This is a genomic window from Oceanimonas baumannii (assembly GCF_002245495.1).
In the GTDB taxonomy this organism is placed as follows: domain Bacteria; phylum Pseudomonadota; class Gammaproteobacteria; order Enterobacterales; family Aeromonadaceae; genus Oceanimonas; species Oceanimonas baumannii.
In genome coordinates this window covers 37,891-51,489 of the sequence record NZ_NQJF01000005.1, presented here as the reverse complement: position 1 = coordinate 51,489, position 13,599 = coordinate 37,891, and the positions used below count along the sequence as shown (strand labels likewise).

At 58.2% G+C, this 13,599-nt stretch carries 14 protein-coding genes; 4 read left to right on the top strand and 10 right to left on the bottom strand.

All coding sequences use genetic code 11. The annotated features are described in order from the left end of the window. Positions 1 to 81: 81 nt before the first annotated feature. Both B6S09_RS06910 and B6S09_RS06905 read right to left on the bottom strand, forming a co-directional pair. Entirely contained in the window at positions 82 to 1,131 is a 1,050-nt protein-coding gene (locus tag B6S09_RS06910) for a 3-deoxy-7-phosphoheptulonate synthase (RefSeq protein WP_094277779.1), read from the bottom strand. Positions 1,132 to 1,248: 117 nt separating this feature from the next. Continuing rightward, complete coding sequence (locus tag B6S09_RS06905; RefSeq protein WP_094277778.1) at positions 1,249 to 1,650, bottom strand: VOC family protein; 402 nt, start codon at positions 1,648 to 1,650, stop codon at positions 1,249 to 1,251. A gap of 74 nt (positions 1,651 to 1,724) precedes the next feature. On the opposite strand from B6S09_RS06905, the gene B6S09_RS06900 reads away from it, so the two are divergent. Both B6S09_RS06900 and B6S09_RS06895 read left to right on the top strand, forming a co-directional pair. Next, positions 1,725 to 2,027, top strand: coding sequence for a putative quinol monooxygenase (locus tag B6S09_RS06900; RefSeq protein WP_094277777.1), 303 nt, complete (start codon positions 1,725 to 1,727; stop codon positions 2,025 to 2,027). Between the two features lie 4 nt (positions 2,028 to 2,031). Next, on the top strand, positions 2,032 to 2,517 hold the full coding sequence (locus tag B6S09_RS06895; protein WP_094277776.1) for a prolyl-tRNA synthetase associated domain-containing protein: 486 nt from the start codon (positions 2,032 to 2,034) through the stop codon (positions 2,515 to 2,517). Between the two features lie 239 nt (positions 2,518 to 2,756). Here B6S09_RS06895 and B6S09_RS06890 read toward each other — a convergent pair whose 3' ends face one another. From B6S09_RS06890 to dsrO, 3 genes are read right to left on the bottom strand one after another with little or no spacing between them, the layout of a single operon-like run. Further along, positions 2,757 to 5,825, bottom strand: coding sequence for a molybdopterin dinucleotide binding domain-containing protein (locus tag B6S09_RS06890; protein WP_094277775.1), 3,069 nt, complete (start codon positions 5,823 to 5,825; stop codon positions 2,757 to 2,759). Then, positions 5,818 to 6,873: an NrfD/PsrC family molybdoenzyme membrane anchor subunit gene (gene nrfD / locus B6S09_RS06885; RefSeq protein ID WP_094277774.1), complete on the bottom strand. Its 1,056-nt coding sequence runs from the start codon at positions 6,871 to 6,873 to the stop codon at positions 5,818 to 5,820. Before nrfD ends, B6S09_RS06890 begins: the two co-directional genes overlap by 8 nt. A gap of 26 nt (positions 6,874 to 6,899) precedes the next feature. Then, positions 6,900 to 7,616 carry a sulfate reduction electron transfer complex DsrMKJOP subunit DsrO gene (gene dsrO, locus B6S09_RS06880; RefSeq protein WP_094277773.1) on the bottom strand — a complete coding sequence of 239 codons (717 nt, stop codon included), beginning with the start codon at positions 7,614 to 7,616 and terminating at the stop codon, positions 6,900 to 6,902. 135 nt (positions 7,617 to 7,751) lie between these two features. On the opposite strand from dsrO, the gene B6S09_RS06875 reads away from it, so the two are divergent. After that, positions 7,752 to 9,449, top strand: a complete 1,698-nt coding sequence (locus B6S09_RS06875; protein WP_094277941.1) for a PhnD/SsuA/transferrin family substrate-binding protein — start codon at positions 7,752 to 7,754, stop codon at positions 9,447 to 9,449. Then, on the top strand, positions 9,449 to 10,033 hold the full coding sequence (locus B6S09_RS06870) for a response regulator transcription factor (RefSeq protein WP_094277772.1): 585 nt from the start codon (positions 9,449 to 9,451) through the stop codon (positions 10,031 to 10,033). Before B6S09_RS06875 ends, B6S09_RS06870 begins: the two co-directional genes overlap by 1 nt. Before the next feature lie 102 nt (positions 10,034 to 10,135). Here B6S09_RS06870 and ruvX read toward each other — a convergent pair whose 3' ends face one another. From ruvX to B6S09_RS06845, 5 genes are all read right to left on the bottom strand, one after another. Then, positions 10,136 to 10,552 carry a Holliday junction resolvase RuvX gene (gene ruvX, locus B6S09_RS06865; protein ID WP_094277771.1) on the bottom strand — a complete coding sequence of 139 codons (417 nt, stop codon included), beginning with the start codon at positions 10,550 to 10,552 and terminating at the stop codon, positions 10,136 to 10,138. Beyond that, positions 10,549 to 11,103: a YqgE/AlgH family protein gene (locus B6S09_RS06860; protein WP_094277770.1), complete on the bottom strand. Its 555-nt coding sequence runs from the start codon at positions 11,101 to 11,103 to the stop codon at positions 10,549 to 10,551. Before B6S09_RS06860 ends, ruvX begins: the two co-directional genes overlap by 4 nt. 62 nt (positions 11,104 to 11,165) lie before the next feature. Beyond that, positions 11,166 to 12,113: a glutathione synthase gene (gene gshB / locus B6S09_RS06855; protein WP_094277769.1), complete on the bottom strand. Its 948-nt coding sequence runs from the start codon at positions 12,111 to 12,113 to the stop codon at positions 11,166 to 11,168. Next, positions 12,110 to 12,841 (bottom strand): 16S rRNA (uracil(1498)-N(3))-methyltransferase, encoded by a 732-nt coding sequence (gene rsmE, locus B6S09_RS06850; protein WP_094277768.1) that lies wholly within the window; start codon positions 12,839 to 12,841, stop codon positions 12,110 to 12,112. The genes gshB and rsmE overlap by 4 nt, the downstream gene beginning before the upstream one ends. Further along, positions 12,819 to 13,526: an endonuclease gene (locus tag B6S09_RS06845; protein ID WP_094277767.1), complete on the bottom strand. Its 708-nt coding sequence runs from the start codon at positions 13,524 to 13,526 to the stop codon at positions 12,819 to 12,821. The genes rsmE and B6S09_RS06845 overlap by 23 nt, the downstream gene beginning before the upstream one ends. Positions 13,527 to 13,599 lie beyond the last annotated feature (73 nt).

Here is a 13,599-nt window from a genome sequence, read left to right as displayed (position 1 = left end):
TTATGCTTGCAGGGGGTGAGGTCGGTGATACAGACGCCGGATTATGCCCCGCCTGACGCGGGGCCTGTCATTTTCCGGCTTTCAGCTTCCTGACGGGGTTGCCTGATATAACCGTTCCAGCAGCCGTTCGCTGTCGTCCCAGCCCAGACAGCCATCAGTGATGCTTTGGCCAAAGACCAGGGGCTTGCCCACCTCAACGTTCTGACGTCCCGGCTCGATAAAGCTTTCTATCATCACGCCAGCGATATAGCGGCTGCCATTCTCCAGCTGACGGGCAATATCGTCCGCGACCTCCAGCTGGCGCTGATATTGTTTCTGGCTGTTGCCGTGACTCAGGTCAACGACCAGTCTGGCTGGCAGGTCTGCACTTTTGAGGCCATCGGCGGCCTGAGCAATGCTGTGCTCATCGTAATTGGGCCCTTTACCGCCACGTAAAATGATATGGCCGTAGGGGTTGCCATCGGTCTGGTAAATGCTCATCTGGCCATGTTTGTCGGGAGAGCCGAAGATATGGCCGTGAGCGGCAGCACGCACGGCATCCAGGGCAATCTGAATATTGCCGTCGGTCCCGTTTTTAAAGCCGACCGGGCATGACAGGGCTGACGCCATCTCCCGGTGGATCTGAGATTCAGTGGTGCGTGCGCCAATGGCACCCCAGCTGATGAGATCGGCAATATACTGGCCGGTGACCATGTCGAGAAATTCGGTGGCAGTGGGCAATCCCAGCGCATTGATATCGCACAGCAGCTTGCGGGCCAGGGCCAGGCCGGTGTTCACGTCAAAACTGCCGTCGAGCTGAGGGTCGTTGATCAGACCTTTCCAGCCGACAATGGTGCGGGGCTTTTCAAAGTAAGTGCGCATCACGATACACAGCCTGTCGGCATAGCGTGCTCTAAGCGGAGCCAGCCATTTGGCATAAGCCAGGGCAGCCTCAGGATCGTGAACGGAGCAGGGGCCGATGATGACCAGCAGCTTATGGCTGTGACCAGTCAGGATGGCTTCAATCTCGGCGCGGGCGGTGGTGACCGTCTCGATCATGGCGGGGGTAAGCGGGTAACGCTCGGCGAGTTGGTGTGGCGTGATCAGGGCCGCCAGCGGGCGACTTCTCAGTTCGTCGGTAGATGAGGGCATTATATGGCCTGCTTGAATGATGACGTGCAGCAGCACAATGCCCTTAACATAACCAAAAGCCGTGGCAGGGAAAACCACGGCTTTGGAATTTTATGATTTAATTTATTTTTTCGGGACTTAGCTAAAGCGTTGGCCGGAAATGGCCGGATGATAAATAGGCTGGATCACATTGCCGGCAGGATCGGTAATGTGGAAGCTGCGGGCACCGTCACGGTGATCGTGGGGTTGATCCAGCATGGTCACGCCCTTGGCCTTGAAGTAATTGAACCAGGCATCCAGCTGTTCTTTGGTGTCCACGATAAAACCGAAGTGATCCATGCTCTGCACGCCGCTGGCGGGCAAGTCGGAACGGCCCAGAGACAGATTATCGTTGCCGCAGGTGAGGTACACCAGATTGTCGCTGGCGTGGTTAAGAATTTCCATGCCCATGATCTCGGTGTAGAACTGGACGCATTCCTCCAGATTAGGCATGGTAAAGGCGATATGGCGCATGCCGTTAAAACGACCGGGTCTTTCCATTGCTGGGCTCCTTGGCACTGACACTTGTATTTGTGTACTATTTGTTGAAATTAGTTAAACAATTGGAGTTTACAATGTATTCAATTATTGTCAAAACCAAGCTCAAGCCGGGCACCAGTCAGGCTTTTCTGGATGCCATGCTGCCTAATGCCGCCGCTTCCGTGCGAGACGAGCCCGGTTGCCACACCTTTGACGTGCTGCAGGACCGTGCCGATCCCGAACTGTTTTGGCTCTATGAAATTTATCAGGATGAAGCGGCTCTGGCCGCGCATAAGGAAACGCCGCATTACAAGGCCAGTCGTGCGGTGGTGACCGAGCTGATTGCCGAGCAGTCGGTGATCCGCGCCGATGTGCTGGCGGCTAATCCGGCGCGTTAAGCTGATGGATATCATGGAGCGGCTGGCAGGCTGGCATATTACCCCGCCGTTGATTGAGCACCCGCCGTTGCACACCTGTGATGATGCCGACCGCCTGCTGGTCAACCGGCCCGGTACCCGGCTTAAAAACCTGTTTCTGCGGGACAACTATGGTCGCCGGCATGCACTGTTGCTGACGCCGCCGGACAAGCAGGTGGATCTTAAGGCACTGTCGCGCCAGCAGGGCTGGTCGCGGCTGGGCTTTGCCTCTGCCGAGCGGCTTGATCGCTATCTGGGGGTGGCCCCGGGCCATGTATCGGTGCTGGCGCTGATCAACGACCGGCAGCAGCAGGTGGAACTGTGGCTGGATGAAGAGTTGCAAAATGGAGATGACTTTCACTGTCACCCGCTGCGCAATACCGCTACTGTTTTGCTGAGCCGTACCGATCTGCTTACATTTACCGAACAAACCGGCCATACACCTCTCTGGCTGCCGGTTCCTTCTCGATAAGGGGTTGGGGATTAGATAATGGGGGGAATAGGGGGTCTTCTGCAGGCCCCCATTTATTGAGTTTATTGGGGCAACCCCTGCATCATGTAGCACTGTTGCCCCGTTTAAATGGCGTTAAAACAGCGCCTTGTACTTGTCATTCCGGCCTGTATTTTAGTCACCAATATTATCCTTTGCAGAGCAGTGCGCTACCGTCGGTCAAGGCGCACTGGTGCTTCGTTGTGCATATCCTCCAGAGCTTATAGTGCTTCGATTTTTGCCGGCAGTCCCTGCCGTACCGCCGCGCCACTGGTCCAGTCGAGCCAAACGTTGGCCACTTCCTTGCGGGTAGGGTCCATCAGCCCCAGCTCGTTCTGGTTTACTCCGGCACCCAGCCGAGGGTTGGTGGGAGTGGGTTCGCCGTTGATCACATGCTCTCGGGCTCCCAGCTCGGTGTGGCCATAGCCATGTTCAATGGCCACGGCACCTTCCACAATGCCGTCGCGCACCAGGGCAATGCCTTCCACACTGCCACCCGGCGTGGTAATCCGCACCGCCTGGCCGTGCTGAATGCCAGCCCGTTCGGCATCCTTGCGGTGAATACTGACGGGATTTTCCGGATGGATCATACGCAGCCGTTCGGCTCCGATACTGGAGGAACTCATCAGGTGTGATTTGTAGGAGGTGACCAGCAGCGGCCATTCGGCTTCGGAATAGTGCGTCCGCATGGGGCTGCCGTCGGCAAAGCGTGGCTCATAGAGGGCGGCACATCCCGACAGCCGTTCACCGGTCATGGAATGAATACTGGTGCCGATGGTAGGGTTCCAGATGCACAGGCTTTCTTTGGTGCGTTTGTTCATCAGCTCGCCCTGCCAGCCCGATTCAAAGGGAGCAAAGCGGCCGCCCCGGCTGAATACAAAGCCGGCCTTGCGTCGTTCGTCCGGAGCCAGAGTGTTATCGATAAGTGGCATTAACCGGGCGGCGTTGGTCAGCACCAGATCATCTGCGCTGGCATCGGGCACAGGAGTGCCTGCAAAAGCCAGGTTGGCGGCGGCGCGCAGGTAAAAGTCGGCTCCGGTATGCAGACCGTGCAGTTCGCCCTGGTGATCACGAATGGCATTATCACCATAGCCTGGCAGCCCCATGGTTTTTCCGAGGTTGATGATAAAGGCTTCCAGCCCCAGATAATCGCCATTGGCCAGTTTTGGGGTGGCCGGGGTAACCACCGGCCAGCGTGCCGTGGTAGTGGCCTGGGGCACACCGCTCCAGGGCTTGGTAAAGCCATAGCTTTCATAGGTGAGTGTGTCGGGCACAATGTAATCCGCCAGCGCCGTGGTTTCGTTGATAAAGCCATCCACGGCAATAAACAGCGGCAGATTTTTCGGATCCTTCAGTTTTTCACCCAGAAAGGCCTGGGCACCGCTGATGCCGTACAACGGGTTGGTCATGTGGCTGATCCAGGCCTTGAGCCTGTAGGGGTAGCCGGCAAAGGCCGCCGCCAGATGCTCGGTGAGCAGGGGCGAGGAGAACGAAAACCAGGGCGCTTTGGACGGATAAGGGGCGTCACCGGCAGCCACCTTGCGCTGATATTCGCTGCTGTTTTCATAGGCAAAGCGGTTGCGGGACAAAAACAGGCCTTTGGGGGCGACCATGCCGTCGAACTCGGCCAATTGATATCGGGGGCCGTTTTCCACCGCGGCCACGCCACCGGCCCCCAGCGCCAGGCCGCCTCTGGCATTAACGTTACCCAGCAACGTATTCAGCGTCATGACCGCCATGGCAGTATAAAAGGCGTTGCCGCTCATCATGCCGCCATGGGCATCAATCACGGCTTTGGGACCATGGCGTTTCAACTCCCGGCCCAGTCCTTCAATAATATTGACAGGTACACCGCAGCGCGCACTGTAGTCATCGAGAGAATGCGCCAAGGCAGATTCCCGCAAGCACTGCAGCGCCGATTTCACCCGCACCGGATTACCGTTGAGTTGTACCTCCTTGTTTACCCAGAGCGCGGCGGCACGGCCGTTGCTATGCTCAGTCAGCTCGCCGCTTTGGGCATCCACCACCAGCAGGGTATCGCTATCGCCCAGGCTCAGGTCGGCAGCAGTCAAAAAACGGCCGGCTTGCGGATGAGGGGCCTGCAGTACCAGGTGGGTGGCATTGCTGTAGCTCGGCTGACCGGCTTTTGCCTGAGCCTCGGGGCCGGGCTGTGCCAGATAGTCCGCATTAATGCCGTCGTTTTCCATCAGCCAGCGTATCAGCGCCAGCGCCAGCGCATCATCGGTGGCAGGTTTGATTGGTACCCAACGGCCCCGGCCATCGTTCAGCCGGCTGATGCTGTTGGGCAGAGTGGGGGCCACCACTACATAGTCCAGACCACCGTCGCTGCGGGCGGAGGCCAGCTGTCGGCCCTGACGTTTGAAGGGGTTACCTGCCTGGGCCGGTGAGGTGCCGATACACAGTACAAAGTCGGTGTGCTCCCAGTCGGGTTTGCCGTGGGCGAATTTTTTCAGATCGTTAAATACGGCCCCGGCCCCGGCACGAAAACCAAATCCGCAATAGCCTCCATGGTGGCCGAAGTTGCGGGTACCAAAGCTGTTAAAGGCGAAGCGCTTGAGAAAACTGTCCCGGCCTTCATCACCGGCATTGGTAACCAGCAACTGGTTGGCTTTGGGGCCGAACTCCGGATTGCCGGCATCCACGGGGGTACCGAGATCGCGAATGGCATTCAGGCCGTCGACATGGCCTTCTCCAAAGAGGTCGCCTCCTTCGGTGACCTCCTGCAACAGTTGCTCAAACGAAATGGTCTGCCATTTGCCTTCGCCCCGTTTACCGGCGCGTTTCAGTATCTGAGTCACCCGGTAGGGGCTTTGCAATTGCTCAGCCAGCGCAGCCCCCCTGGCGCAGGCGGTAGAGCGCTGCTCCAGCCCAGCCTCGCCGGCCAGACCGCTATACACTTCCCGCACCGGTGTTTCCTGGGCAGGTGGCTTGAGATTGGATAAGGGATGGTAAGGGTTACCGGCAATGCGCAGCACCTTGTTTTGGGCAAGGTCCACCCGGGCGCGCAGACCGCACTGGGTCCAGCAACCAAAACACTGTACCGGGCTGACTACCTGGTTTTCTGCCATCACCAGTGTGCCGGCAGCATCAACCATAAACTCCGGAGCCAGGGCGTTACCGGCTATACGATCATTGGCGGGGACGCCACTGGTGCCGTTCAATATGCCATTTACCGCCTTGCTTACCGGGGTGGCGTAGCCCAGGGCAAAAGCACCGGTGCCACCGGCAATCATGCCCGCCTGTAACAGGGCGCGTCGTTTTTTATCCATGGCGGACTCCTGAATTATCCAGCAGGGCCCATACTGCGCCGGCCAGCGCCAGCCACAGGCCCAGGGTGCCGGCAACAATATAGCCGGCGGAAGAAAGCATCTGAGAATCGAGGTGATACAGGCCGGCTCCGTATTTGGGGACGGTCTGTACGTTCATCAGCACCACCCAGCGAAAGCCCCAGGCGCATAATATGGCCAGGCCCGCAGGCAGCAGATCAAAGGAAGAAAGCGAGCTGTTCATACGCCATACCGCCAGCAGCCAGAGCACCATGCCGCCGGCAACAGAGAGAAACATCAGGTGACGCCAGAACGGAAAGTGTACAAACAGGCGCTGGGCTTCCTGCCAGGATCCGCTGTCCTGCCAGTGCCCGGTGACCGCCCATAGCAGCATGGTGACGGTCAGCGCTGCCAGCACCATGACCAGTGTGCGGCGCAGCAGAGCGGTGTTTTGGCCACGTGGCTGCAGGCATTCCAGCATCATCAGTAGTCCAACCAGTGCCAGCAAGGCGGTGAGCAGCAAGTTGACCGGCAGCCAGCCGGTATGCCATAGCGGCCGGGAACGGACCACCATAATTTCCATGCCGGTATAAAGCAAAATGCCTACTGCCGACAGTGCACACAGCCAGACCAGACAGGTGAGCAGACGGCCTTGTGGCCAGAACGGCAGGTTCAGCCACCATTTCAGCCAGGGCTGTTCAAAACGCAAATGTGTCCGCAACAGGCTGAGGGTGATTATCAACGCCAGGGTGACAAACACAGGTAAGATAAGTGCCCCCAGCCACATCCAGGAACTGGGAGTCAGCTGGGTGTAAAAATGCCAGAAGCGGGCGGGCTGGTGCAGATCTGCCAGCAAAGCCACCGGGCCTACCAGCGCGCTGATGCCCAGAATCAGCGCAAGCCGGTCGCGCCAGGGGTGCCAGACACTGCCTGTGTTCAAGGCCAGGGGCAGCAGCAAGGCTGCACCGGCAGCCAGACCGATAAAAAAGAAATATTGCACGGCCCAGGGCAGCCAGGGGGCTTCGGCATGGGTGGTTAACAGTTCAAGCATGATGCGCTCCTTGACTGAGGAGTAAGTTAGGCATGAGACGGAGACCAGAGCCCTGGCTGGCCATCGATGCGCTCGAGAAATTCGTCGCCCAGCCCGATGTAGTACACTTGCGGGCTGGTGCCCTGCTCGGGCTTGAGCACTTTGATGTCATCGGCATGGTCGGTCAGCAGCCGGCGGGCCTGGCTGTCGGGATCGTTCAGATCACCAATGATCCGTGCTCCTCCTACGCAGGACTCCACACATGCCGGTAGCAGACCTACCTCCAGCCGGTGTACACAAAAGGTGCATTTGTCGGCAGTCTGGGTATCGTGGTTAATAAAACGGGCATCGTAAGGACAGGCCTGCACACAGTAAGCGCAGCCCACACATTGCTGGTTATCCACCACCACAATGCCATCGTCACGCTGATAGGTGGCCTGTGTGGGACACACCGGAATGCAGGGCGGGTTGGCGCAATGGTTGCAAAGCCGGGGCAGCATGACCTGAGTGGGGATGTCGTGGTTTTCCACCTGTACTTCGTATTGTTGTACCGTGGTACGGAACTGGCCTACCGGTGGCAGGTTTTCCATACTGCAACTGACGGTGCAGGCCTGGCAGCCAATGCATTTTCGCAGATCGATCACCATGCCGTAGCGTTTGCCGGAGGTGTCCGGCGCTGCCTGCACCTGAGTGACGGGAATAAGGCTGGCACCGGCGGTCAGGCCGGTCATTTTTTTAAGAAACTGTCGTTTGCTGGTGTCCATCTCAGACTCCTTTAATAAGGAACAGGGCTATTGTCTTGGCGGGACGGAGCGGGCTCTATTGTGGTTTTCCACAATAACGACGTGGCCTTGATCCAGGACAAGTTATCTTTGATACCAAACTATTTAATTACCCAAATGAGACTATTTTTTCGGCACTTGTATACCTTTGGCATCTGTTGTCTGCTGTGCCTGCCGTTGCAGGCCAAAGAGTATCGTATTGGCTTTCTGGCATACCGGGGCGAGGCTCAGGGACGGGCGGAGTGGCAGCCGGTGCTTGACGGGTTGAACCGGGCACTGCCGGCGCATGTCTTTAGTGGTGTTTTTCTGACTCAGCAGCAGCTGGACAGGGCGCTGGCCGATCAGCAACTTGATTTTGTGGTGACCAATCCGGCGCATTATGTACTGAACCGTAGTCAGGGACTGAACTGGCTGGCGTCTTATCTGGATCCGCGGTTTGGCTCTGCCCGGGAAAGTGTGGCAGCCACCCTGCTGATACGGGCAGACAGCGGCATCAGCACCCTTAGGCAGTTGCATGGCCTCCGGATCGGGGCGGTGCATGAACAGGCGTTCGGAGGCTATTTGCTGGTGGCGGAACAGCTGCGCCGGCGCGGAGTGACGATGGCAAACATGGATCTGCAGTTCCGGGGCTACCCGGTGGATGCACTGGTGTATTTACTGCGCGACGGTGCCCTGGATGCGGCCATGGTGCCGGCCTGTACGCTGGAGCAAATGGCGGAGGAGGGGCTGGTTAACCCGGCGGACTTCAGTGCCCTGATGCTGCAGGCCCGGACGCCCTGCGTACGCTCTACACCGCTTTATCCGGGATGGAGTTTTGCCGCGGTAAATAATCAGGATGAAACCTTGTTGCGTGATATTACCCGGGCCTTGTTGGCCGAAGCGCATCAGGGGAAGCCGTTATGGGGTGCTCCCATCCGTCTTGATGAGGTTGAGCAACTTCTGCGGGGCTGGCAGCTGAATACGGAACAAAAACCGCCTTTACATGTGCTGCGTACTGTCCTGCTGGGATACTGGCAGTGGCTGGCGGGGCTGATGCTGGTATTGCTGGTGATCGGTCTGCATCATGTGCGGGTGACCCGGTTGTTGCTGAAACGTACCGATGAACGGGATCGGCTGCACAGTCTGATCCAGAGTCGCGAACAGGAACTGACCCGAGCGCGTCAGGCCACCCTACTGGGAGAAATGGCCACCGGCCTGGCCCATGAACTGAACCAGCCGCTGTCGGCCATAAAGGCCTATGCTCAGGCGGGTGAACTGATGACCACGGAAGCCAGCAGCCAGGAGGTGCTTCAGCATATTGTTGAAGAAACCGAGCGGGGTGCCGATATTATCCGACGCTTTCGTCAATGGGCCAGCCAGCCGTTGCCGGGACCTGAAACATTTGAACCGGCGGCATTGTGCCGGGAGTTGTCCGGGCGGGTGATGCCCCGGGCCAATGCTGCCGGCGTCCGCATTGAGCTGGAAACAGAGGAAGGAAGTTTGTTTTGCGTATTGCCAGCAGTGGAGCAAATTGTGTCTAACCTGCTGGGTAATAGTCTCGATGCGTTTGAGCGTCGCGGACAGGGAGGCTGGCTGCGGCTGCAGGCCGGACGTACGGAAGCGGGCTGGCATATTTACGTGCAGGATAATGCCGGTGGTGTCTCTTCGGTGGTGATAGAAGCGTTGGGCCACACACTGCCTGCCAGCCGTATTCATGGAATGGGCATTGGGTTAATGGTGAGTTACCGGCTGGCCCGGCGGCTGGGAGGAGCGTTGACCCTGCTTAATGTTAACCAGGGTACTCAGGCCGAACTGTTTTTGCCAAAGGAGCAGTAATGCGAATTTATTTGCTGGATGACGATCCCAAAGTACTGGCGGCAAATGGCTTTTTATTAAAAGCCATGGGCCATGAGAGTTCGGGCTGGAGTGAGCCGGCGCGTTTTCTGGAAGAGCTGGATGACAGCACGGAAGCGGTGTTACTGCTCGATCTGGCCATGCCGGGGATGGACGGCCTGGAGGTACTGGCCGAGCTTAACCGGCGTCGATGTCCGGTGGCGGTGGTGCTGCTGACCGGTCATGGGGATGTGCCCCAGGCAGTTGAGGCCATGAAACGGGGGGCGGTGGACTTTCTGGAAAAGCCGGTAGATGCTCGCCGGCTGGCAGAGGTGCTGGCCAGGGCCATGAAATGCGCTGCCGATCTGGGGGCCGGGGCTCGGGCACGCCAGCGCTTTGCCAGACTATCGGTCCGGGAGCATGAAGTCGTCAGCCTGGTTGCCCAAGGGATGACCAATAAAGCCATTGCAGAAAGCCTGTGTGTAGCGGTGCGCACCGTGGAGGTGCACAGGGCGTCGGCCATGGCCAAGCTGGAAGTGGCCAATATGGCCGAGCTGCTGCACTGCTGGCAGTTGTATCAGGGATAAGTTGCCGTCATGTCCATCTTCATGGGCATGACGGGAAACGCAGCTCCGCGCTCCCCTTGTCGCTCCCGCGCAAGCGGGAGCCCATATCCGGCAAGGCGGCTATCAGCCGTTCGCTTCCATCCAGGATTCGAGAATAAGCTGGGCCGAGACGGCATCGACGGCGTCTTTGCCCAGGGCTTTATAGCCACCGGCGTCAAATAACCGGGCGCGGGCATCGGTGGTGGTCAGCCGTTCGTCCTGCAGCTCCACCGGCAGACCAAAGCGGCCGTGCAGCCGGTTGGCAAACTTGCGCGCACGACGGCTGATCTCCTGCTCGGTGCCGTCCATATTGAGCGGCAGCCCTACCACCAGCAGAGCGGGTTGCCATTCCTTCAGCAGCTGTTCAATCTGATCCCAGTTGGGTACGCCATCGTTGGCTTTCAGTGCCCGTAGTGGCCGGGCGGTTGCCGTCAGCTCCTGGCCCACCGCCACGCCAATACTTTTCAGACCGTAGTCAAAACCCAGCAGGGTGCGGTTCATGCGTGTCCCACCTGAGAAGATAACTGACGGGAGTCAATGCCGAGCCGGCCAATGGCCTGATGCCAGCGCTGACCAATGGGCGTGTCGAAAATCAGGCTGCTGTCGGCAGGCACGGTCAGCCAGCTGTTTTCCACCAGCTCCTGCTCCAGCTGGCCCGGGGTCCACCCGGCATAGCCCAGAGTGACCAGATATTTTTCCGGTGCCGCCTCTGTACCCAGTGTTTCCAGTACATCGCGGGAGGTGGTGACCATCAGATCGTCAGACAGCATCCGGCTTGAGCCAAACCCGTCTGCCGGGGTATGCAGCACAAACCCCCGGTCGGCGGCAACGGGGCCGCCTTGCAGTACGGGCTGATCCAGCTCAGGGACATCGCCGGGCTCAAGTTCCAATTGGTGCAGCAGTTCGTGCAGCTGCATGTCGACCGGAATATTAATCACCAGCCCCATGGCACCTTCTTCGTTATGCTCACAGATATAGGTAACGGAGCCGGCAAAGAAAGGATCCTTGAGGCTGGGCATGGCGATCAGAAAATGATGTTCCAGTGAATCCATGGTCTCTCTGTTTTGCGTTCAGGCCGGTGCCCGCGCGGACACCGGCGCAGTGGGTGTTACTGTCAGGATAGCCGTTTTTCAATGGCGTCCATCAGCATGCCGGTAATGTTGACCGGAAAAGCGGCCTCAATTTCACGCACGCAGGTAGGGCTGGTCACGTTCACTTCGGTGAGCTTGTCGCCGATGATATCGAGCCCCACAAAGATCAGCCCCTTGCGCTTTAAGACCGGACCCAGGGCTTCGGCGATACGGCGATCACTGTCGCTTAGCGGACGGGCTTCTCCGCGACCACCGGCGGCCAGGTTGCCCCGGGTTTCTCCTCCTTGAGGAATACGGGCCAGGCAATAGGGCACCGGCTCGCCGTCCACCACCAGTACCCGCTTGTCGCCGTCCTTGATGGCGGGCAAATAGGTCTGCACCATACAGTAGCGGGTGCCATGCTCGGTGAGAGTTTCGATGATCACCCCCAGGTTGGGATCGTCTTCCTTTACCCGGAAAATGGAAGCGCCGCCCATGCCGTCAAGGGGTTTGAGAATGATGTCTTTATGCTCGGCATGAAAAGCACGGATGTCGGTCGCGTTGCGGGTGACCAGGGTACTGGGGGTGTGTTCGGCAAACCAGGCCGTGTAGAGCTTTTCATTGGCATCACGCAGGCTCTGAGGCTTGTTGACGATAAGGGTACCTTCGCCTTCGGCCCGCTCCAGCAGATAGGTGGCGTAAATAAATTCGGTGTCAAAGGGCGGATCCTTACGCATCAGGATCACATCCAGGCTGTGCAGTGGCGCCAGCGCCGGCTCTTCCAGGGTAAACCACTGGCTGGCATCTTCCCGGACCGTGAGCCGGGCCATGCGGCCAAAGGCTTCGCCATCACGCAGACTGAGATCGCTCATTTCCATATACCAGAGTTCATAGCCCCGGCGCTGGGCCTCCAGCAACATGGCAAAGCTGGTGTCTTTTTTGATGTTGATGGACTGAATAGGGTCCATCACGATTCCCAGTTTAATGGTCATGCAAGATCTCCAAATCGGCATTGCAGGGCGGTAATGGCGGTCAGTGCCGCGGTTTCGGTGCGCAGCACGCGCGGTCCGAGCAGTATATCAATAAAGCCCTGCTCGCGGGCGGCAACAATTTCGTCGTCGGACAGGCCGCCTTCGGGGCCAATCAGTAAACGCACGCCGGCCTCCGGGGCGGGCAGGGTATTAACGCTGTAATCGGCCCGGGGATGCAGGTTGAGTTTGAGCTCACCGGTTTCTTCTGCCAGCCATTGCTCCAGTGACATGGCGGGGCGCACTTCGGGTATGTGGTTGCGGCCACATTGCTCGCAGGCGGCGATGGCAATTTTTTGCCACTGCTGCAGCTTTTTATCCAGCCGCTCACCCGTGAGTTTGACACCGCAGCGGCTTGAAAACAGCGGGGTAATGACATTGACCCCGAGCTCCACCGACTTCTGAATGGTGAACTCCATTTTCTCGCCCCGGCTGATCACCTGGCCGAGGTGAAAGTGCAGCGGCGATTCCACTTCACCGGCATCAAACTCGTCCACGCGTACCCGAACGGTTTTTTTCCCGGCTTCAATAATCTCTGCAGCATACTGACCGCCTTCACCGTTAAACAGCACCAGATGCTGGCCGGTCTGCATACGCAGCACTCGCCCTACATGGTTGGCACCGTCTTCAGACAAGGTGATCTCGGTGCCGCTGACCAGGGGACTCGGCTCATGGATTCGGGGTATACGCATAGTGTTTGCATTGCTCCTGCACAAAGGGGTTATGGTTGCCCTGAACACGGCTAATCCGGTGGTCCCGCTCGCATTCCCAGTTGCTGGCCGGATATTGCCGGTTCCAGGCCTCAAACAGCCTCTGTTGCTGAGAGGCGATTTTCAGCTGGTATTGCTGCTGCATATACAGATAAGTGCGGGCAATGGCGCCCCGGCTTTCACCAGGGGGGGGTTGTACCTTCCGGCCCTTGAAGTCCACCAGTATCTGACAGCTGCCATATTGATCGGGTTTGCCGTTCCATTCGGAGAAACGGTAGTTGGAACGATCGCCGTTCACTTCACCCACAGCCGGTACCAGATTATGCAGATCCCCTTCCATTTGCTTGAAGATGTTATCTTTACGGGTGCAGTTTTTGCGCCCTCCCTGTTGCCAGCACTGGCGTTGATGACCGAACTCCCAGGCAGGGACCACGTGTTCCCACTCAATACGATTGGCACGTCGCTCCTGTTTGCGAACCTGGTAGCCGCAGCTGGACAGGTCGGGGATCAGTTTTTTACCTTGTTTTTGAATATTACAGCCACAGTAAAAAGTGAACGGGTGATCATTATAAATTTCCGGGGCTACCTGTTTGGCCTGGCGAAACGACAAGGCGTCGCCATAAGCCAGTGAGGAGCACAGGCTCAGGATAAGAATAAAATAGCGCACGACTCAATATTGTTTTGTTGTTTGTGGGCGCAAGCTTACCACTGGCGACAGGGCAGGTAAAAGCGGGAGCAGG